The 20,449-nt window shown below is 70.5% G+C and carries 15 protein-coding genes; 10 read left to right on the top strand and 5 right to left on the bottom strand.

Annotated features, from left to right (window positions below; genetic code table 11):
* Positions 1-59 precede the first annotated feature (59 nt).
* The gene (locus tag ABZ896_RS22720; RefSeq protein ID WP_360931889.1) at positions 60-1,223 is read right to left on the bottom strand and encodes a CAP domain-containing protein; all 1,164 of its coding nucleotides are present in this window, start codon (positions 1,221-1,223) and stop codon (positions 60-62) included.
* Between the two features lie 172 nt (positions 1,224-1,395).
* On the opposite strand from ABZ896_RS22720, the gene ABZ896_RS22715 reads away from it, so the two are divergent.
* From ABZ896_RS22715 to ABZ896_RS22700, 4 genes are all read left to right on the top strand, one after another.
* Positions 1,396-1,677, top strand: coding sequence for an acylphosphatase (locus ABZ896_RS22715; protein WP_360931886.1), 282 nt, complete (start codon positions 1,396-1,398; stop codon positions 1,675-1,677).
* Between the two features lie 382 nt (positions 1,678-2,059).
* Positions 2,060-2,263 (top strand): hypothetical protein, encoded by a 204-nt coding sequence (locus ABZ896_RS22710; RefSeq protein ID WP_057616507.1) that lies wholly within the window; start codon positions 2,060-2,062, stop codon positions 2,261-2,263.
* 224 nt (positions 2,264-2,487) lie between these two features.
* The gene (gene smc / locus ABZ896_RS22705; RefSeq protein WP_360931883.1) at positions 2,488-6,069 is read left to right on the top strand and encodes a chromosome segregation protein SMC; all 3,582 of its coding nucleotides are present in this window, start codon (positions 2,488-2,490) and stop codon (positions 6,067-6,069) included.
* A 132-nt stretch (positions 6,070-6,201) separates the two neighbouring features.
* The gene (locus tag ABZ896_RS22700; RefSeq protein WP_360931880.1) at positions 6,202-7,620 is read left to right on the top strand and encodes a sugar porter family MFS transporter; all 1,419 of its coding nucleotides are present in this window, start codon (positions 6,202-6,204) and stop codon (positions 7,618-7,620) included.
* Positions 7,621-7,742: 122 nt separating this feature from the next.
* Here ABZ896_RS22700 and ABZ896_RS22695 read toward each other — a convergent pair whose 3' ends face one another.
* The 3 genes from ABZ896_RS22695 to ABZ896_RS22685 are packed head-to-tail and all read right to left on the bottom strand — an operon-like array spanning position 7,743 to position 10,386.
* Entirely contained in the window at positions 7,743-7,925 is a 183-nt protein-coding gene (locus ABZ896_RS22695) for a hypothetical protein (RefSeq protein WP_360931877.1), read from the bottom strand.
* A gap of 23 nt (positions 7,926-7,948) precedes the next feature.
* Positions 7,949-8,920 carry an LLM class flavin-dependent oxidoreductase gene (locus ABZ896_RS22690; protein WP_360931875.1) on the bottom strand — a complete coding sequence of 324 codons (972 nt, stop codon included), beginning with the start codon at positions 8,918-8,920 and terminating at the stop codon, positions 7,949-7,951.
* Between the two features lie 53 nt (positions 8,921-8,973).
* Positions 8,974-10,386: a cytosine permease gene (locus tag ABZ896_RS22685; protein WP_360931870.1), complete on the bottom strand. Its 1,413-nt coding sequence runs from the start codon at positions 10,384-10,386 to the stop codon at positions 8,974-8,976.
* A 93-nt stretch (positions 10,387-10,479) separates the two neighbouring features.
* Here ABZ896_RS22685 and ftsY point away from each other — a divergent pair, with 93 nt between their 5' ends.
* The gene (ftsY, locus tag ABZ896_RS22680) at positions 10,480-11,673 is read left to right on the top strand and encodes a signal recognition particle-docking protein FtsY (protein WP_360931868.1); all 1,194 of its coding nucleotides are present in this window, start codon (positions 10,480-10,482) and stop codon (positions 11,671-11,673) included.
* Between the two features lie 79 nt (positions 11,674-11,752).
* Here the strand turns inward: ftsY and ABZ896_RS22675 are convergent, their stop codons facing one another.
* Positions 11,753-12,409, bottom strand: a complete 657-nt coding sequence (locus ABZ896_RS22675) for a bifunctional DNA primase/polymerase (RefSeq protein WP_360931865.1) — start codon at positions 12,407-12,409, stop codon at positions 11,753-11,755.
* Positions 12,410-12,858: 449 nt separating this feature from the next.
* Between ABZ896_RS22675 and ABZ896_RS22670 the strand changes: the two genes are divergently transcribed.
* From ABZ896_RS22670 to ffh, 5 genes are all read left to right on the top strand, one after another.
* Positions 12,859-14,358: a hypothetical protein gene (locus tag ABZ896_RS22670; RefSeq protein WP_360931862.1), complete on the top strand. Its 1,500-nt coding sequence runs from the start codon at positions 12,859-12,861 to the stop codon at positions 14,356-14,358.
* Between the two features lie 324 nt (positions 14,359-14,682).
* A complete protein-coding gene (locus ABZ896_RS22665) occupies positions 14,683-16,002 on the top strand; it encodes an ammonium transporter (protein WP_360931859.1) in 1,320 nt (439 codons plus the stop codon).
* The gene (locus ABZ896_RS22660; protein WP_003997576.1) at positions 15,999-16,337 is read left to right on the top strand and encodes a P-II family nitrogen regulator; all 339 of its coding nucleotides are present in this window, start codon (positions 15,999-16,001) and stop codon (positions 16,335-16,337) included. The genes ABZ896_RS22665 and ABZ896_RS22660 overlap by 4 nt, the downstream gene beginning before the upstream one ends.
* A 26-nt stretch (positions 16,338-16,363) precedes the next feature.
* Complete coding sequence (locus tag ABZ896_RS22655) at positions 16,364-18,811, top strand: [protein-PII] uridylyltransferase (RefSeq protein WP_360931856.1); 2,448 nt, start codon at positions 16,364-16,366, stop codon at positions 18,809-18,811.
* Between the two features lie 81 nt (positions 18,812-18,892).
* Entirely contained in the window at positions 18,893-20,443 is a 1,551-nt protein-coding gene (ffh, locus tag ABZ896_RS22650; protein ID WP_360931853.1) for a signal recognition particle protein, read from the top strand.
* The last annotated feature ends 6 nt before the right edge of the window (positions 20,444-20,449 follow it).

Genomic DNA, 20,449 nt, shown 5'->3' with positions numbered 1-20,449 from the left:
AGCGCTAACCAATGGAAAGCGCTGCCCGTATCGGTCAGTAAAGGACGGCCGTAAAGGATCTAGTAGCCGAAGTCCTGCGTCCACCAGGGGCCGCCCGCCCCGAACTGCACACCGACCCCCAGCGTCTGGAAGTCGCAGTTCAGGATGTTGGCCTTGTGGCCGGGGCTCTCCATCCAGGCCTCCATCACCGCGGCCGCGTCGGCCTGGCCGCGGGCGATGTTCTCGCCGCCGAGGCTGGTGATGCCGGCCTTCGCCGCGCGGTCCCAGGGCGTGGCCCCGCTCGGGTCGGTGTGGTCGAAGAAGTCCTCGTCGGCCATGGCCTTGCTGAACGCCGTGGCCAGCTCGGTCAGCGCGCTGTTCGCGGCGACCGGGCTGCACCCGACCTTCGCCCGCTCCACGTTGACGAGCCGCAGGACCTCGGCCTCGGCGGCAGCCTCCACGGAGACCGGCGCGGGGGCGGTGGTCTCCTTCTCCGCCGGCTCCTTCGTCTTCTCCTTCGAAGGGGTCGTCTCGGGCTCCTCGCTGGGCGTGGCCGAGGGCTTCTCCGTCTGCTTCTCGGCCGGTGCCGCCGTCGAGGTGGAGGGGGCCGGCGCGGGGGAGGAGGCGCGCTCGGAGTCCCGGCTGGTCGAGGAACCCTCCTCGCGGCCCTCGGCGCTGCCCGAGGTGCCGCCCTGTTCGGCCGGGGAGTTGGTCGGCGAACCGGCGGCCTGGACGTCGCCGCCGGGGTTCTTGGTGCTGCCGATCTTGTAGTTGTCCAGGCCCGGCACCATGCCGGTGGCGACCGCGACGGTGCCGATGGCGACGGCCGCGGAGACCCCGAGCAGGCCGGACTTCACCGGGGTGGCGACCTTCTTCTTCCGCCGGCGGTGCGAGCCGCGCCGGGGGCCGTCGGCGGGTACGTAGCTCTCGCCGCGGTAGAGGGCGTACTCCTCCTCGGAGGCGAAGAGGTAGGCGTCGCTGCGGGCGAAGGAGTCCGCCGAGGTCTCGCCGACGACGGGGAAGTCGGGGGCGGAGAAGTCGGAGGCGGAGAAGTCCGCGGAAGAGAAGTCCGCCGAAGCGGCCGCGCCCACCGTGGCGAACTGGTTCTGCGGGGCGTAGCCGTAGCTGTTGCTGTACGAGTCCTGCGGGGCGTAGTCGCTCGGGTAGGAGCCGAGTGTTTCCGTGACCCCCGTGGCGCGGCCCGTGGCGGCGCGGCCGGCGGCGGAGCGTCGGTGGCGTCCCATGTCCTTGCCTTCCTCGTCTGTTCGTGAGGTCGACGCGTCCCCCCGGTCAACCAAAGTCACAAAACTCACACGATCGAGTGAGTTTCGTATGAGATTCATTGGCAGGGGACGGTACCGCATGGCGCCAGAGGAAGGAGTGCCCGGAGAGACATTGGCCGGTTAGGTTGCACCCATGAGCGAGGATGTACGACTGGTCGCCTGGGTGCGCGGACGCGTCCAAGGTGTGGGTTTCCGCTGGTTCACGCGGGCCAAGGCGCTGGAGATCGGCGGCCTGAGTGGTTTTGCTCTCAATCTGGACGACGGACGGGTCCAAGTGGTCGCGGAAGGACCGAAACGGGGCTGCGAAGGACTCCTCGACTGGCTCCAGGGTGACGACACGCCCGGGCGCGTGGACGGCGTCACCGAGATCTGGGACACACCTCGTGGGGGTTACGACGGCTTCGCCATCCGTTGAGCCGATTCTGTAAACCGGCCCCGGTGGAAGCGGAGGGACATGCCACCGGCACCTGCCCGGAGCAGAAAGGCGCTGGTGGTTGCCAAGAAGGGCTTCTCGTGGCAGGCTCCGCACCTAAGATTGATCGTCACGCCCCACGGGCCCCCGAGGAGCAGCAGCGCCGCCGTTTCCAGGCCGCGCGCGCCGGGGTCGCCCCCAATACGGGGCGTGATCGTGTTGACCGTCAAACTTTTTGGTGAGACGCTGAAAGCACCCCGCGCACCTTAGCTGTTTGGCATGGATGAACGGCAGCACGAACTCAAGAGTGTCAAGCACCGCGGGTGCGAATCCCTCACGACCCACACCGCTTCGGTCGGTCACTCAGTGTGGAGGACCATCCATCATGGCAAAGGCGCTTCTCGGTTACGTCGGCGGCTCCGACCCGCGACTCCTCGCCGAGATGCGACGGCTCCAGCAGCGTGTCCAGGACCTGGAATCCGAGCTCGTTCGGATCCAGGCGGAGAACGACGCGCTCGCGGCTGCCGCTTCTCACGAAAGTCTCCTGGAGAGCATCGACGCACACCAGGCGGAGCCTGCGCTCACCTGATCACTGCATCGCTCCACGACAGCTCACGCAGTGGTCGGTAGGCCTGTATCAACCGCTAAGTTGTCAGAGTTTGCAAGGGACGCTTCGGCGTCCCTTCTTTCTTGCCCCCGCGCAATCCCTTCACTCTCTTCAACGTTTGATGTGCCCTGCACGTTCAAAGGTGAAACCGCGGGAAACTCCGCGTTCATGGAGTGAGACACCCCCGGAAGGTAGAGTCCAGCGGCGTGCACCTCAAGGCCCTGACCCTCCGAGGGTTCAAGTCGTTCGCCTCGGCGACCACACTCCGGTTCGAGCCGGGCATCACGTGTGTCGTCGGACCGAACGGCTCGGGCAAGTCCAACGTCGTCGACGCCCTCAGCTGGGTCATGGGCGAGCAGGGCGCCAAGTCGCTGCGCGGCGGCAAGATGGAGGACGTCATCTTCGCCGGCACCACCGGGCGTCCCCCGCTGGGCCGCGCCGAGGTGTCCCTGACCATCGACAACTCCGACGGCGCGCTGCCCATCGAGTACGCCGAGGTCACCATCACGCGGATCATGTTCCGCAACGGCGGCAGCGAGTACCAGATCAACGGCGACACCTGCCGTCTCCTCGACATCCAGGACCTGCTCTCCGACTCCGGTATCGGCCGCGAGATGCACGTCATCGTCGGCCAGGGCCAGCTCGACTCCGTCCTGCACGCGGACCCCACGGGCCGCCGCGCCTTCATCGAAGAGGCCGCGGGTGTCCTGAAGCACCGCAAGCGCAAGGAGAAGGCCCTCCGCAAACTGGACGCGATGCAGGCCAACCTCGCCCGCGTGCAGGACCTCACGGACGAACTCCGAAGGCAGCTCAAGCCGCTGGGCCGCCAGGCGGCCGTCGCGCGCCGGGCCGCCGTCATCCAGGCGGACCTGCGGGACGCCCGCCTCCGCCTCCTCGCCGACGATCTCGTACGACTGCGCCAGGCGCTCCAGACCGAGGTCGCGGACGAGGCCGCGCTGAAGGAGCGCAAGGAGGCCGCCGAGCAGGAGCTGAAGAAGGCCCTCCAGCGCGAGGCCCTCCTGGAGGACGAGGTCCGGCAGCTCACGCCCCGGCTCCAGCGGGCCCAGCAGACCTGGTACGAACTCTCCCAGCTCGCCGAGCGGGTGCGCGGCACGATCTCGCTGGCCGACGCGCGGGTGAAGAGCGCCACCTCGGCGCCGCCCGAGGAGCGCCGGGGCCGCGACCCCGAGGACATGGAGCGCGAGGCCGCCCGGATCCGCGAGCAGGAGGCCGAGCTGGAGGCGGCCCTGGAGGCGGCCGAGCACGCCCTGGAGGACACGGTCGCCCACCGCGCCGAACTGGAGCGCACGCTGGTCCAGGAGGAGCGGCGCCTGAAGGACGTGGCCCGCGCCATCGCCGACCGCCGCGAGGGCCTCGCCCGTCTCAACGGCCAGGTCAACGCGGCCCGTTCACGCGCCGCCTCCGCCCAGGCCGAGATCGACCGCCTGGCGGCGGCGCGGGACGAGGCCCAGGAGCGCGCGTTCGCTGCCCAGGAGGAGTACGAGACCCTCAAGGCCGAGGTCGACGGCCTGGACGCGGACGACGCGGAACTGGCGGCACAACACGAGACGGCCAAGCGGCAGTTGGCCGAAGCGGAGTCCGCACTGACGGCGGCCCGAGAGGCGGCCACAGCAGCGGAACGCAAGAGGGCGGCGACCCAGGCGAGACACGAGGCCTTGGCGCTGGGACTGCGAAGGAAGGACGGCACAGGAGCCCTCCTGAACGCAAAGGACCGCCTCACCGGCTTGCTCGGCCCGGCGGCAGAACTCCTGACGGTGACACCGGGCCACGAGGTGGCCCTGGCAGCGGCGTTCGGCGCGGCAGCGGACGCGTTGGCGGTGACATCCCCACAGGCAGCGGCAGACGCAATCCGCTTGCTGCGGAAACAAGACGGAGGCAGGGCTTCACTTCTTGTCGCAGGGTCGGCAGACCAACCCAGGGGCGCGGGGAACTGCGCGACCAGCCACGACGGCCCCGCAGACGCCACCCATCAACACGCGGCAGACCTGGTCCGCGCCCCACAGGACCTCATGCCGGCCGTAAGACGCCTACTCCACGGCATCGTCATCGTCGGCACCCTCGAAGACGCCGAAGACCTCGTCTACGCGAACCCCCACCTCACCGCAGTCACCGAAGAAGGCGACCTCCTGGCCGCCCACTTCGCCCACGGCGGCTCCGCAGGCGCCCCCAGCCTCCTCGAAGTACAGGCTTCGGTGGACGAGGCGGCGGCGGAACTCGAAGAGCTGGCAGTCCGCTGCGAGGAACTCACCGAGGCCCAGCACACCGCCGTAGAGCACCGCAAAGCCGCAGCCGCCCAAGTGGAGGAGCTGGGAGAACGCCGTAGAGCCGCAGACCGTGAGAAGTCGGCGGTCGCCCAGCAACTCGGCAGGCTCTCAGGCCAGGCCCGCGGAGCGGCAGGCGAGGCAGAACGCTCCACGGCAGCAGCAGCCCGCGCACAGGACGCCCTGGAGAAGGCCCTCGAAGAGGTCGAGGAGCTCGCCGAACGCCTCGCCGTCGCCGAGGAGATGCCGGTCGAGGAGGAACCGGACACCTCCGTACGCGACCGTCTCGCCGCCGACGGCGCCAACGCACGGCAGACCGAGATGGAGGCCCGCCTCCAGGTCCGTACGCACGAGGAACGCGTCAAGGGACTGGCCGGACGGGCCGACTCCCTCGACCGCGCCGCCCGAGCGGAGCGCGACGCACGCGCGCGTGCCGAGCAGCGCAAGGCAAGGCTCCGCCACGAGGCCACCGTCGCCGAAGCGGTAGCGAACGGTGCCCGGCAGCTGCTCGCGCACGTCGAGGTCTCGCTCGGCCGCGCACAGGAGGAGCGGACCGTCGCCGACGCGGCCAAGGCCCGGCGCGAGCAGGAGCTCGCGGCGGCCCGCACCACCGGCCGCGATCTCAAGGCCGAGCTCGACAAGCTGACCGACTCCGTGCACAAGGGTGAGGTGCTCGGCGCGGAGAAGCGGATGCGGATCGAGCAGCTGGAGACCAAGGCGCTGGAGGAGCTGGGCGTGGAGCCCGCGGGGCTCGTCGAGGAGTACGGCCCCCATCAGCTCGTCCCGCCCTCGCTGCCCGCCGAGGGCGAGGAGCTGCCGGAGGATCCGGAGCATCCGCGCAACCAGCCGAAGCAGTTCCACCGGGCCGAGCAGGAGAAGCGGCTCAAGGCCGCCGAGCGCGCCTACCAGCAGCTCGGCAAGGTCAACCCGCTCGCCCTGGAGGAGTTCGCGGCGCTGGAGGAGCGGCACAAGTTCCTCAGTGAGCAGCTGGAGGACCTCAGGAAGACCCGCGCCGACCTGCTTCAGGTGGTGAAGGAGGTCGACGAGCGTGTCGAGCAGGTCTTCACCGAGGCGTACCGGGACACGGCGCGGGAGTTCGAGGGCGTCTTCAGCCGGCTCTTCCCGGGTGGCGAGGGGCGGTTGATCCTCACCGACCCCGACAACATGCTCACCACGGGCGTGGACGTCGAGGCGCGGCCGCCGGGCAAGAAGGTGAAGCGGCTGAGCCTGCTCTCCGGTGGCGAGCGCTCACTCACCGCCGTAGCGTTGCTCGTGTCGATCTTCAAGGCGCGGCCGAGCCCGTTCTACGTCATGGACGAGGTCGAGGCCGCGCTCGACGACACCAACCTCCAGCGGCTGATCCGAATCATGCAGGAACTGCAAGAGGCCTCGCAGCTCATCGTGATCACGCACCAGAAGCGGACGATGGAGGTCGCCGACGCGCTGTACGGCGTCTCCATGCAGGGCGACGGCGTCTCGAAGGTCATCAGCCAGCGGCTGCGCTAGCCGGTCCACTCCGTTTCCATTCCTTCAAGACTTGAACACAAGAGTCTCGATCAGTGCCTGCTTTCTCACATCACCCCACCTTTGACTTTAGGAATTGAAGGCATAGGGTCTGTGTGGCCTTAGGAGTTGAACGTGACCAATACAGCGCAGGCGCAGCAGTCAGGAGCCCGGACGGCTCATCCCGATCACCTCGGGCACGTCATCTTCATCGCGGCGGCGGCCGCGATGGGCGGTTTCCTCTTCGGCTACGACAGCTCCGTGATCAACGGTGCCGTCGAGGCCATCCGGGACCGCTACGACATCGGTTCCGCGGCCCTGGCACAGGTCATCGCCATCGCCCTGATCGGCTGTGCCATCGGCGCGGCGACCGCGGGACGGATCGCCGACCGCATCGGCCGGATCCGCTGCATGCAGATCTCGGCCGTCCTCTTCACGATCAGCGCCGTCGGCTCGGCGCTGCCCTTCGCGCTGTACGACCTCGCCTTCTGGCGGATCGTCGGCGGCTTCGCCATCGGCATGGCCTCGGTCATCGGCCCCGCCTACATCGCCGAGGTCGCCCCGCCGGCGTACCGCGGCCGCCTCGGCTCCTTCCAGCAGGCCGCGATCGTCATCGGCATCGCCATCTCGCAGCTGGTCAACTGGGGCCTGCTGAACGCGGCCGGCGGCGACCAGCGCGGCAAGCTGATGGGTCTTGAGGCCTGGCAGGTCATGCTCGGCGTCATGGTGGTCCCGGCCGTCCTGTACGGGCTGCTCTCCTTCGCCATCCCCGAGTCCCCGCGCTTCCTGATCTCCGTCGGCAAGCACGAGCGGGCCCGCGAGATCCTCGCCGAGGTCGAGGGCGACAAGATCGACCTGAACGCCCGGGTCGCCGAGATCGAGCACGCGATGAAGAGCGAGCACAAGTCGACCTTCAAGGACCTGCTCGGCGGTTCGTTCTTCTTCAAGCCGATCGTCTGGGTCGGTATCGGGCTGTCGGTCTTCCAGCAGTTCGTCGGCATCAACGTCGCGTTCTACTACTCCTCGACGCTGTGGCAGTCGGTCGGTGTCGACCCGACGGACTCGTTCTTCTACTCCTTCACGACGTCGATCATCAACATCGTCGGCACCGTGATCGCGATGATCTTCGTGGACCGGATCGGCCGCAAGCCGCTCGCGCTGATCGGCTCGGTCGGCATGGTGATCGGGCTCGGTCTGGAGGCCTGGGCGTTCTCCTTCGACCTCGTCGACGGCAAGCTGCCCGCCGCGCAGGGCTGGACCGCACTCATCGCCGCCCACGTCTTCGTGCTCTTCTTCGCCCTGTCCTGGGGTGTGGTCGTCTGGGTCTTCCTCGGCGAGATGTTCCCGAACCGGATCCGCGCCGCCGCGCTGGGCGTCGCCGCCTCCGCGCAGTGGATCGCCAACTGGGCCATCACCGCGAGCTTCCCGTCGCTGGCCGACTGGAACCTCTCCGTCACCTACGTGATCTACACGGTCTTCGCCGCGCTCTCCATCCCGTTCGTCCTCAAGTACGTCAAGGAGACGAAGGGCAAGGCGCTGGAGGAGATGGGCTGACGGCCCGCCCACGAGCCCGGGGGGAGGGGTCACCACCCCGCTGCCCCTCTCCCCGAACCTTCCGCCGCCCCCGGCCCGGCAACCGCCTGGACCGGGGGCGGCGGTGTCCTACGCGCCGGGGGTCACCGGACGAGGACCCCGCCGCCGATCAACAGGGCCCGCAGGGCGGCCTCCTCGATGATCCGCAGCAGTTCCGCGATCTGCTGCTCGTGCTCCTCGGCCGTCGCCCGCCGGCGCTCGGTGCTGTAGGCGAGCGGGTCGAGATGCGCGCGCAGCAGCGCGATCTCCCGCAGAAACGCGTGCACCTCCCCGGCCGTGACGCCCCGGCTCAGTCACCCAGCGCCGGAATCACCCGCTCCGCGAACAGCCGCATACTCCGCCAGCCCTCCTCCACCGGCATTCCGCCCGCCAGCGGATGCAGTACGAGGTTGTCGAGACCCTGCTCCACGCACTGGTCCGGGGTGAGGATCCGGTACACGCCCTCCGCGCGGAGTTCGTCCACGGACGTGGCCGCCGACCGGACCGCCGAGCGGATGTCCCCGGACTGCCAGGAGGCGTAGGTCTGCGCCTCGTGCAGGAAATGCCCGCCGTACCGGGCCCACGCCTGGTCCGGGTCCTCGGCGAGGTGCAGCAGCGGTGTCTCGGCCGTCGGCATCATGGTCCAGCCCTCCGTGCCGTACTCCACGAGCCGTTCCTTGTAGTACGCCTCCAGCTCCGGCAGATGCGCGCTGGGGAAGAAGGGGAGGCCGAGGCGGGCGGCTCGCCGGGCCGCCGCCTTGGAGGAGCCGCCGACCAGGAGGAGGGGGTGCGGGTCGGTGAAGGGGCGCGGGGTGACCCGTACCGTACGGCCGCGGTACTCGAACTCCTCGCCGGTCCAGGCCTTGAGGAGGGTCTCCAGGAGTTCGTCCTGGAGGCGGCCCCGGCGCTTCCAGTCGACGTCGAACTGGGCGTACTCCTCGGGGCGGTAGCCGATGCCGGCGACCGTGACGAGGCGGCCGCCGCTCAGCAGGTCCAGGACGGCGATGTCCTCGGCCAGGCGGAGCGGGTCGTGCAGGGGGCCGATGACGGCGGAGACGGTGACCGCGATGCGCTGCGTCGCGCCGAAGACCGCGGCCGCGAAGGCGAAGGGCGAGGGCAGCCAGTTGTTGGCGACGCCGTGGTGCTCCTCGGTCTGCACGGTGGTGATGCCGTGCTCGTCGGCGTAGGCGGCCATCTCCAGGGCCGCTTTGTAGCGCGCGCCCAGGGAGGCCGGGGTCGCGCCGGGTTCGACGAGGTTGAAGCGTACGACCGTGACGGGCATGGGGGTCCCCCTTCACCGGGCGGCTGGTGCGGGGGACGGTAGCTGACGGTGCGTCAGACGGCCAGAGGCAGGCGCCGGTCGGCGGACGTGACCACCGCAGGTTTGGGCAGCGCCGCGTACAGCGCGCCCGAGACGGTGATCGTGGCCAGCCAGCCGAGGCCGTACTCGCCGATCGGGTTGCCCGAGGAGAACGGGCCGCTGAACCAGTCGGAGGCCGTGAAGAGGAGTCCCGTGCCGAGTCCGGCCGCCCACGCGGTGACGGCGGCCGGGCTGAAGCCGCCCCGGTACCAGTAGGCGCTGGTGCGGCCGGTGTCGAGGAGGGCCTCAGGGTCGTAGAAGCGGCGGCGGAGCATGTCCGTACCGAAGACGCCCGCCCAGGCCGAGAAGGCCACCGCGAGGAGGGACAGGAAGGTGACGAAGGTGCCCATGAAGCTCGTCGCGGCCAGCATCAGGACGGCGCCGAGGGTCAGCGAGATGACCGCGTTGACCGAGACCGCCCAGTGTCGCGGGACCCGGAAGCCGAGTGTCTGGGCGGTGAAGCCCGCGGAGTACATCGACATCGCGTTGATCAGGAGGGTGCCGACCAGGGCGATCAGCAGGTAGGGGACGGCCAGCCAGAGCGGGAGGATCTCGCCGAGGAAGGAGACCGGATCCGGCGCCGAGGCCAGGTCCGGGGTGCCGGAGGCCATCACCGCGCCCATGAGCACCATCGGCAGGACGACGATCCCGGCGCCGCCCACCGTGTTGCGTACGATCGCCGCCGAGGACGCCGTACGCGGCAGATAGCGCGTGAAGTCGGGGGAGGTCGGCACCCAGCTGATCCCGCCCGCCGCGATCAGGCCGACGCCCGCCACCACCGCCGACGCCGGTCCCGCGGGCCGCCCGAAGACCTCGCTCCAGTCCGTCTCGGCGACCAGATACGCCAGGACCAGCGCGGAGAAGACCGCGAAGAGGCGGGTCGCCCAGCGGTTGCACACCCGCACGGCCTCGATGCCCAGGCCCGAGATCACGAAGGTCGTGGCCACGAAGAGGAGCAGGGTCGCGACGATCAGGGGCGTGCTCTTCCGGACGCCGAAGAGGATGTCCAGGACCGTGAGCAGCGCATAGGCGCCGGTCACCGCGTTGATCGTCTCCCAGCCCCAGCGGGCGACCCAGATCAGCGCCCCGGGCAGCAGGTTCCCGCGCTGCCCGAAGACCGCGCGGGACAGGGCCATGCCGGGCGCGCCGCCGCGCTTGCCGGCGACACCGATCAGGCCGACGAGGCCGTACGACACGACGGGCGCGGCGACGCCCACCACGAGTGCCTGCCAGAAGTTCAGGCCGTACGAGACGGACAGGCCCGCTCCCATGGTCAGCAGCAGGACGCTGATGTTGGCGGCCACCCAGGTGGGGAAGAGGCCGCGGGTCCGGGCGGTGCGCTCGGCGTCGGGAACCGGTTCCAGGCCGTGGGTTTCGAGGGCACTCATGGTCAATCACCATATAGGGGATGAAATGACCACGGGATCGGCCCATGTCCTCCAGGGAGCCCCCGCGAGGGAGGGATGGATACTGGACGCGTTATGGAAACCGTCATCCTTGCTGTAGTCATCGCCGTGGTCGTGCTCGGTGTGCTCGGCGGGCTCGTCGTCGGCAGCCGGCGCAAGAAGTCGCTGCCCCCGCCCCCTCCCGCCGCTCCCGACATCACCGCCCCTCCGGCCGAGCCGCACGTCGGCGACGAGGCCGAGACCCCGCGCGACGAACCGCGCCGGACGATAGAGGAGGTGGACCTCCCGGACGGCTCCGCGCCGCCCGTCGCCGAAGAGCTCCCACCCGCCGAGATCGAGGTCCCGGAGCCCACCGCGGGACGCCTGGTCCGGCTCCGTGGCCGGCTCTCCCGCTCCCAGAACGCGTTCGGCAAGGGGCTCCTCGCCCTGCTGTCGCGCGAGCACCTCGACGACGACACCTGGGAGGAGATCGAGGACATCCTCCTCACCGCCGACGTCGGCGTGGCCCCGACCCAGGAACTGGTCGACGGGCTGCGCGAGCGCGTGAAGGTGCTCGGCACCCGCACCCCCGTCGAACTGCGCGGCCTGCTGCGCGAGGAGCTGCTCAAGCTCGTCGGCACCGAGGTCGACCGCACGGTGAAGACCGAGCCGGACGACCGCAAGCCCGGCATCGTGATGGTCGTCGGGGTCAACGGCACCGGCAAGACCACCACCACGGGCAAGCTCGCGCGCGTCCTCGTCGCCGACGGCCGTACGGTCGTCCTCGGCGCCGCCGACACCTTCCGGGCCGCCGCCGCGGACCAGCTCCAGACCTGGGGCGAGCGGGTCGGCGCCTACACCGTGCGCGGGCCCGAGGGCGGGGACCCCGCCTCCGTCGCCTTCGACGCGGTCAAGGAGGGCAAGGAGATGGGGGTCGACGTGGTCCTCATCGACACGGCCGGCCGCCTCCACACCAAGACCGGGCTCATGGACGAGCTCGGCAAGGTCAAGCGGGTCGTGGAGAAGCACGCGCCGCTCGACGAGGTGCTGCTCGTCCTCGACGCCACCACCGGGCAGAACGGCCTGGTGCAGGCCCGCGTCTTCGCCGAGGTCGTCGACATCACCGGCATCGTCCTGACCAAGCTCGACGGCACCGCCAAGGGCGGCATCGTGGTCGCGGTCCAGCGGGAGCTGGGCGTGCCGGTGAAGCTGGTGGGGCTGGGGGAGGGGGCGGACGATCTGGCGCCGTTCGAGCCGGAGGCGTTCGTGGATGCGCTTATCGGCGACTGACCACCTCCGGATGTCCGTAGGTGCTGTAGGAAGCGCCCGCCCCAAGGTGCAGTTGGAGCGGGCGCTTCGTCATGTACGGCTATGCGCGCGACCGGTGCGCCACGTACGCCAGCGTCCCCAGCAGCAGACGGGCCGCCGGCGGCTTCGTGGCCGTGTCCAGCGAGGGCGGCCGCAGCCACTGGACCGGGCCCAGGCCGCCCCGGTCCGACGGGGGAGCGGTGACGTACGTGCCGGGGCCCAGGCCGCGCAGGTCGAGGGAGGTCGCGTCGTCCCAGCCCATGCGGTAGAGCAGCTCCGTCAGGTCGGCCGCGGCGCCCGGGGCGACGAAGAACTGGGCGCGGCCCTCGGGGGTCGCCGTCACCGGGCCGAGGGGCAGGCCCATGCGCTCCAGGCGGACCAGGGCGCGGCGGCCGGCGGGCTCGGCCACCTCGATGACGTCGAACGCGCGGCCGACGGGGAGCATCACCGCGGCGCCCGGGAACTCCGACCAGGCCTTCGTCACGTCGTCGAGCGTGGCACCCGCGGGGATGTGGGGCGCGAAGTCGAGCGGATGGGCCCCCGGGGCACGGCAGTCCGCGTGTCCGCAGGAGCAGGCGCCCGCCGCGGCCCGCGCGCCCGGGACGACGTCCCAGCCCCAGAGTCCGGTGAACTCGGCGACGGCCGTGCACTCCGAGGAGCGGCCGCGCCGACGCGTGCCCGAACGCATCTCCCGGATGCCGCCGATCGTGAAGCCCATGCCCCCTCCAACGGGTCCAGCGCGCCGGTGGTTACGTGACGGACTCGCCCGGTCACTCTCCGTCTCCCCTTTCGGGTTCCGGTGGCGCTCGGATGTGCTCCGGGTGGTGCGCTCGGCCGAGTGCGCCCCTGAGTGCATCGCTCCGCCCACCCCCGGTCGGTCTATGTCAAGTGAATCGTGTGGAGGCGACCGTGAGTTCATTCGAAGGGGTGGCGAATGGTGGCGTTTCCGGGATCGCCATGGCTGGACGGGTGATCGTAGGATTACTTTGAGTGCACGAGTCCTGGGGGCACATGCACTTGTGGGTATGCCGGAGGCAAGTCGGCTTCCCGTTCGAAGGATGACAACCGCCGGACGGACGGCCGTATTTACCGGCATTCTGATAGGGCTTGGCGCACTCGACGGCGAGTGGCCTCAGGGCAAGTGGTCTCAGGGATGGGGGCGTTCCAGTGGGCGGCAACAGCGGGAGCGGGACGAGCGCCGGTAGCGCTGCGCAGGGCTCTTCCCCGGTCGACAAGCGCCCCAACGAACTGCTCACCTCCTGGTTCGTGCGCAGCGGCTGGTCGAAGGGCGAGCTCGCCCGCCAGGTCAACCGCAGGGCCCGCCAGCTGGGGGCCAACCACATCTCCACCGACACCTCGCGGGTGCGCCGCTGGCTGGACGGCGAGAACCCCCGCGAACCCATCCCCAGGATCCTGTCCGAGCTGTTCTCCGAGCGGTTCGGCTGCGTCGTCTCCGTCGAGGACCTCGGACTGCGCGCCGCCCGCCAGTCGCCCTCCGCGACCGGCGTCGACCTGCCCTGGACGGGCCCGCAGACGGTGGCCCTGCTCAGCGAGTTCTCGCGCAGCGACCTCATGCTGGCGCGGCGCGGCTTCCTCGGAACCTCGCTCGCCCTGTCCGCGGGCCCGACCCTCATCGAGCCCATGCAGCGCTGGCTGGTCCCCGGCCCCGCCACCCCGCACCGCGAACCCGAGCCCGCCTCCCGGCGCGCGGGCCGGCTCTCCCGGCCGGAGCTGGAGCTCCTCGAGTCGACGACCAAGATGTTCCGCGAGTGGGACGCCCAGTGCGGCGGCGGCCTGCGCCGCAAGGCGGTCGTAGGCCAGCTGCACGAGGTGACCGACCTCCTCCAGGAGCCCCAGCCCGAGGCCACCACCCGCAAGCTCTTCAAGGTCGCCGCCGAGCTGGCCGAGCTGGCCGGCTGGATGTCGTACGACGTGGGGCTGCAGCCCACCGCCCAGAAGTACTTCGTCCTCGCGCTGCACGCCGCCAAGGAGGCCGGTGACCGGCCCCTCGGCTCGTACGTCCTGTCCAGCATGAGCCGCCAGATGATCCACCTCGGCCGGCCCGAGGACGCCCTGGAGCTGATCCACCTCGCGCAGTACGGCAGCCGGGACTGCGCGAGCCCGCGCACCCAGTCGATGCTGTATGCGATGGAGGCTCGCGCCTACGCCAACATGGGCCAGCCCGGCCGGTGCAAGCGGGCGGTCCGGATGGCCGAGGACACCTTCGCCGACGCCGGCGAGTGGGACGAGCCGGACCCCGACTGGATCCGCTTCTTCTCCGAGGCCGAGCTGTACGGCGAGAACTCACACTCCTACCGCGACCTGGCCTACGTCGCCGGTCGCAGCCCCACCTACGCCTCGCTGGCCGAGCCCCTCATGCAGAAGGCCGTGGAGCTCTTCGCCGAGGACACCGAGCACCAGCGGTCGTACGCACTGAACCTCATCGGGATGGCCACGGTCCATCTGCTCCAGCGCGAGCCCGAGCAGAGCACGGTCCTGGCGGAACAGGCCATGGGAATCGCCAGGAAAGTCCGCTCCGAGCGCGTCAACACTCGTATCCGAAAGACGATCGACACTGCCGTACGCGATTTCGGTGATCTCGCGGAGGTCGTGGACCTGACGGAGAAGCTCGCCGTCGAACTGCCCGAGACCGCGGAAGCCGTCTGACAACCCCGCGGATCCCTTGAACCCCGGCCGCGGCCGGCCCTCCCGAACTGCCCGACTCGGCTCCCCCATGCCAGGTCATCGGAAGGCCGACCGCGGCCGGTTTCTTTCCTTCTACGAAGGTTGCGCCACGATAACGATCGACGCGGCCGGAATCTGCCAGTTCATCGACGCGTAACACACGCGGCGCCTTCGTCACGGCGGCGAAACAACGAGGGGCTTCCACCGAAACCGCGCTGCGCCAATCTCATGGCGCATAACCGGCCCACCCCTCAATCCGCTCTGGCTTCGCCCGCACGGGGCCGTACCTACGACGAGGAGACGCCGATGGCACCAGCCATCACGCTCGCCGCGGACAAGCTGTCCGTGGCCAACACAGGCTTCATGCTGATCTGTTCCGCCCTGGTGCTGATCATGACCCCGGGTCTCGCCTTCTTCTACGGAGGCATGGTCCGCGTCAAGAGCACCCTCAACATGCTGATGATGAGCTTCATCAGCATGGGGATCGTCACCATCCTGTGGGTGGTCTACGGCTTCTCCATGGCGTTCGGTACCGACCACGGCTCGCTCATCGGCTGGGAGAACGACTTCTTCGGCTGGACCGGCATCGACAAGGCGGACATCTGGTCCGGCTACACGATCCCCGTCTTCGCCTTCGCGGTTTTCCAGATGATGTTCGCCATCATCACCCCCGCCCTGATAAGCGGCGCCCTGGCCGACCGCGTGAAGTTCAGCGCCTGGTCGCTGTTCGTCGTGCTGTGGGCGACGGTCGTCTACTTCCCGGTCGCGCACTGGGTCTGGGGCACCGGCGGCTGGGCCTTCGAGCTCGGTGTGATCGACTTCGCCGGTGGTACGGCGGTCCACATCAACGCGGGTGCCGCGGCACTCGGCGTGATCCTGGTCATCGGCAAGCGCGTCGGCTTCAAGCGTGACCCGATGCGCCCGCACAGCCTCCCGCTGGTCATGCTCGGCGCGGGCCTCCTGTGGTTCGGGTGGTTCGGCTTCAACGCCGGCTCGTGGCTCGGCAACGACGACGGCGTCGGCTCCCTGATGTTCGTCAACACCCAGATCGCCACCGCCGCGGCCATGCTCGGCTGGCTCCTCTACGAGAAGATCCGCCACGGCGCGTTCACCACGCTGGGCGCCGCCTCCGGCGCGGTCGCCGGTCTGGTCGCCATCACCCCCTCCGGTGGTGCGGTCACCCCGATCGGCGCGATCTGCGTCGGCGTCATCGCCGGTGTCCTGTGCGCCATGGCGGTGGGCCTCAAGTACAAGTTCGGCTACGACGACTCGCTCGACGTCGTCGGCGTCCACATGGTCGGCGGTGTCATCGGCTCCCTGCTGATCGGCTTCTTCGCCAGCGGCAAGGGCCAGTCCGACGTCGAGGGCCTCTTCTACGGCGGCGGCCTGGACCAGTTCTGGAAGCAGTGCGCCGGTGTCTTCGCGGTCCTCGCCTACTCCCTGATCGCCTCCGCGATCCTCGCCTTCCTCCTCGACAAGACCATCGGTATGCGGGTCGACGAGGACGAGGAGATCTCGGGCATCGACCAGGCCGAGCACGCCGAGACCGCCTACGACTTCAGCGGTGCCGGTGGCGGTGCCGCCAAGGTCGCCGTCGCTGTCGAGTCCAAGAAGGTGGACGCATGAAGCTCATCACCGCCGTCGTCAAGCCGCACCGGCTCGACGAGATCAAGGAAGCCCTCCAGGCCTTCGGGGTCCACGGCCTGACGGTCACCGAGGCGAGCGGTTACGGTCGTCAGCGGGGCCACACCGAGGTCTACCGCGGTGCCGAGTACACCGTCGACCTGGTCCCGAAGATCCGCATCGAGGTCCTCGCCGAGGACGACGACGCCGAGCAGCTGATCGACGTCATCGTCAAGGCGGCCCGCACCGGCAAGATCGGTGACGGCAAGGTCTGGTCCCTCCCGGTCGAGACCGCCGTACGGGTCCGGACGGGCGAGCGCGGCCCGGACGCGCTCTGACCGAAGAACAGAACAGGAGCTGCTGGGTGACGAGCACGGACGTGCGCAAGGATGCAGAGGACTCGGGACCCAGCGGCTACGCGGCGGCCCGGCTGCGCCTCCTCCAAGAGGGGGCGCGGTCCGGGCCGCCGCGCCGTTCCGCCCTCTCCGAACTGACGGACGAGTGGCTGGCCGGCCTCTTCGGCGCCGCGGGCGAGGGGCTGCGCGGAGTCTCCCTGATCGCCGTCGGCGGCTACGGCCGCGGCGAGCTGTCCCCGCGCAGCGACCTGGACCTGGTCCTGCTGCACGACGGCAGCGACTCCGGCGCGGTCGCCGCCCTGGCCGACCGCATCTGGTACCCGGTGTGGGACCTGGGCCTCGCCCTCGACCACTCCGTGCGCACCCCCGCGGAGGCCCGCAAGACCGCCGGGGAGGATTTGAAAGTCCAACTCGGTCTCCTGGACGCCCGTCACCTAGCCGGTGACCTGGGGCTGACCGCCGGACTCCGCACGGCGGTCCTCGCCGACTGGCGCAACCAGGCGCCCAAGCGTCTGCCCGAGCTCCAGGAGCTGTGCGCCGAGCGCGCCGAGCGCCAGGGCGAACTCCAGTACCTCCTTGAACCCGATCTCAAGGAGGCCCGCGGCGGACTCCGGGACGCGACCGCCCTGCGCGCCGTCGCCGCCTCCTGGCTGGCCGACGCCCCGCGCGAGGGCCTCGACGACGCCCGGCGCCGGCTGCTCGACGTCCGGGACGCCCTGCACCTGACCACCGGGCGCGCGACCGACCGGCTCGCCCTCCAGGAGCAGGACCAGGTCGCCGCCGAACTCGGCCTCCTGGACGCCGACACCCTGCTGCGCCAGGTCTACGAAGCGGCGCGCGTCATCTCGTACGCCAGTGACGTCACCTGGCGCGAGGTCGGGCGGGTGCTCAGGTCGCGCTCCGTGCGGCCGCGGCTGCGCGCCATGCTGGGCGGCGGCAAGCCGGTCGCCGAGCGGTCCCCGCTGGCCGAGGGCGTGGTCGAGCAGGACGGCGAGGTGGTGCTCGCCCGTGCCGCGCGCCCCGACCGCGACCCCGTGCTCCCACTGCGCGCCGCGGCCGCCGCCGCGCAGGCCGGACTCCCGCTCTCCCTGCACGCGGTGCGGCGCATGGCGGCCGGGGTGCGCCCCCTGCCCACGCCGTGGCCCGCCGAGGCGCGCGAGCAACTGGTGACCCTGCTCGGCTCGGGGCAGCCCACCATCGAGGTCTGGGAGGCGCTGGAGGCCGAGGGCCTGATCACCCGCATGCTGCCCGACTGGGAGCGGGTCCGCTGCCGCCCCCAGCGCAACGCCGTGCACATCTGGACCGTCGACCGGCACCTCATCGAGACCGCCGTGCGCGCCTCGGAGTTCACCCGCCGCGTCCACCGCCCCGACCTGCTCCTCGTCGCCGCCCTGCTGCACGACATCGGCAAGGGCTGGCCCGGCGACCACTCGGTGGCCGGCGAGATCATCGCGCGCGACGTGGCGGGCCGGATCGGCTTCGACCGCGACGACGTCGCCGTTCTCGCGGCTCTCGTACGGCACCATCTGCTGCTCGTCGACACCGCCACCCGGCGCGACCTGGAGGACCCGGCCACCGTGCGCGCGGTCGCCGAGGCGGTCGGCTCGCAGGGCACCCTGGAGCTGCTGCACGCGCTGACCGAGGCGGACGCCCTGGCCACCGGACCGGCAGCCTGGTCGACCTGGCGGGGCTCCCTGGTCGCCGACCTCGTCAAACGGGTCGCCGCGGTGCTCGCCGGGGACGAACCCGACGAGCCCGAGGCGGCCGCCCCCACCGCCGAGCAGGAGCGGCTCGCCATCGAGGCGATCGCCACCGGCGGTCCCGTGCTCTCCCTGCGCGCCCAGACCGAGGCGCCCTCCGAGGAGCAGCCGTCCGGGGACCCCGAGCCACTGGGCGTGGAGCTGGTGATCGCCGTACCGGACCAGCCGGGCGTCCTGCCCGCGGTGGCCGGCATCCTGGCGATGCACCGCCTGACGGTCCGTACGGCGGAACTGCGCACCCTGGCCCTGCCCGACGGCGTCGAGGGCTCGGTCCTGCTGCTGAACTGGCGGGTCGCCGCCCAGTACGGCTCGCTGCCCCAGGCGGCCCGGCTGCGCGCCGATCTCGTACGGGCCCTGGACGGCTCGCTGGACATCGCCGGGCGGCTCGCCGAGCGCGACGCCGCCTATCCGCGGCGCCGGGGTGTCGTGGCGCCCCCGCCGCGGGTGACCGTCGCCCCGGCCGCCTCCCGGCACGCCACCGTCATCGAGGTGCGCGCCCAGGACGCCCCCGCACTGCTCTTCCGGATCGGGGCGGCGCTGGAGGACGCCGAGGTGCGGGTGCGCAGCGCACACGTCTCGACGCTCGGCGCCAACGCGGTCGACGCGTTCTACGTCACCGACGGCAAGGACGCCCCATTGGCGAGCGGCGACGCGGCCGCCGTGGCGCGGAAGCTGGAGGAGATGTTGCGGGCGTGACACGGGATCCCGGCACCGCACCGAGCCGGGATACCCTGGAAGGCGCTCACACTGCCCCCGACTCCGAGGACCGACGCCGCCGTGTTCGATACTCTCTCCGATCGCCTCTCAGCGACCTTCAAGAACCTCCGCGGCAAGGGGCGTCTGAGCGAGGCGGACATCGACGCCACCGCGCGCGAGATCCGTATCGCGCTGCTCGAGGCGGACGTGGCGCTGCCCGTGGTGCGGACGTTCATCAAGAACGTCAAGGACCGCGCCCTCGGCGCCGACGTCTCCCGGGCGCTCAACCCCGCCCAGCAGGTCCTGAAGATCGTCAACGAGGAACTCGTCACGATCCTCGGCGGCGAGACCCGGCGGCTGCGCTTCGCCAAGCAGCCGCCCACCGTGATCATGCTCGCGGGTCTCCAGGGCGCCGGTAAGACCACCCTCGCGGGCAAGCTCGGCCGCTGGCTCAAGGAGCAGGGTCACTCCCCGCTCCTGGTCGCCTGCGACCTCCAGCGCCCGAACGCCGTGAACCAGCTCAGCGTCGTCGCCGAGCGGGCGGGCGTGGCCGTGTACGCCCCCGAGCCGGGCAACGGCGTCGGTGACCCGGTCAAGGTCGCCAAGGACTCCATCGAGTTCGCCAAGTCCAAGGTCCACGACATCGTGATCGTGGACACCGCAGGCCGTCTCGGCATCGACGCCGAGATGATGCAGCAGGCCGCGGACATCCGGGACGCGGTCTCCCCGGACGAGATCCTCTTCGTCGTCGACGCGATGATCGGCCAGGACGCGGTCAACACCGCCGAGTCCTTCCGCGACGGCGTCGGCTTCGACGGCGTGGTGCTCTCCAAGCTCGACGGCGACGCCCGCGGTGGCGCGGCCCTGTCGATCCGCCAGATCACCGGCAAGCCGATCATGTTCGCCTCCAACGGCGAGAAGCTCGAGGACTTCGACGCCTTCCACCCGGACCGGATGGCCTCCCGCATCCTCGACATGGGTGACCTGCTCACCCTGATCGAGCAGGCGGAGAAGACCTTCGACCAGGCCGAAGCCCAGAAGATGGCCGAGAAGCTGGCCTCCAAGAAGGGTCAGGACTTCACCCTCGACGACTTCCTGGCCCAGATGGAGCAGGTCAGGAAGATGGGCTCCATCTCCAAACTGCTCGGCATGCTCCCGGGCATGGGCCAGATCAAGGACCAGATCAACAACCTCGACGAGCGGGACGTCGACCGCACGGCCGCGATCATCAAGTCGATGACCCCGGGCGAGCGCCAGGACCCGCACCTCATCAACGGCTCCCGTCGCGCCCGTATCGCGCGCGGTTCCGGTGTCGAGGTCAGCGCGGTGAAGAACCTCGTCGAGCGGTTCTTCGAGGCCCGCAAGATGATGTCCCGCATGGCCCAGGGCGGCGGCATGCCGGGGATGCCCGGGATGCCGGGCATGGGTGGCGGCCCCGGCCGACAGCGCAAGCAGCAGAAGCAGGCCAAGGGCAAGCAGCGCTCCGGCAACCCGATGAAGCGCAAGCAGCAGGAGGCCGAGGAGGCGGCGCGCCGCGCGGCCGCGGCCCAGGGCGGCGCCTTCGGGGTGCCGGGTCAGCAGGCCCCGCAGGACTTCGAGCTGCCGGACGAGTTCAAGAAGTTCATGGGCTGAGTTCAG

The organism is Streptomyces sp. NPDC047072 (assembly GCF_040643855.1).
Taxonomy (GTDB): Bacteria; Actinomycetota; Actinomycetes; order Streptomycetales; family Streptomycetaceae; genus Streptomyces.
The sequence above is the reverse complement of the archived record's forward strand: the minus strand, read 5'-3'. Positions and strand labels throughout refer to the sequence as shown.